The sequence below is a fragment of the Paraburkholderia sp. SIMBA_053 genome (genome assembly GCF_046534895.1).
In the GTDB taxonomy this organism is placed as follows: domain Bacteria; phylum Pseudomonadota; class Gammaproteobacteria; order Burkholderiales; family Burkholderiaceae; genus Paraburkholderia; species Paraburkholderia caledonica.
Genome location: NZ_JAWRXU010000229.1, coordinates 1 through 359, shown reverse-complemented (window position 1 = coordinate 359; position 359 = coordinate 1). Strand labels below are relative to the sequence as shown.

Sequence of the window (359 nt, the reverse complement as noted above, 5' to 3'; positions counted from 1 at the left end):
ACGGCTGGGCGCTACGCGAACTGGCATTGTGAATCGCCTGCGCAAAGACTTCCTTGCCGACACCGCTCTCGCCGGAGAGCAATACATTCGACGAGCCGCGCGCGGCTTTTTTCGCCGCATCGAGCGCGCGCCGCGTGCCCGCGCTGGTTCCGACCACGCTGTCGAACGTGAAGCGCGCGTGATTGCCTGCGTAGCGTCCCGCCATCTTGCGCACGCGGCGCATCTCGCGAAACGTATTGACGACGGACACTACTTCGCCGCAGCGATTCTTGATGGGGATGGCCGTATCGAGCAGATGCAGATGCCGCGCGGGCGAATCGATGATGAGTTCGCGATCCACGTAGCCAACGCCCGTCCGG

At 64.1% G+C, this 359-nt stretch carries 1 protein-coding gene; it reads right to left on the bottom strand.

Annotation, left to right across the window (positions count from 1 at the left end):
• Window positions 1-340 (bottom strand): sigma 54-interacting transcriptional regulator (locus SB753_RS35395; RefSeq protein WP_410804729.1); only part of this gene is annotated, 340 nt, incomplete at its 3' end.
• Between the last annotated feature and the right edge of the window lie 19 nt (window positions 341-359).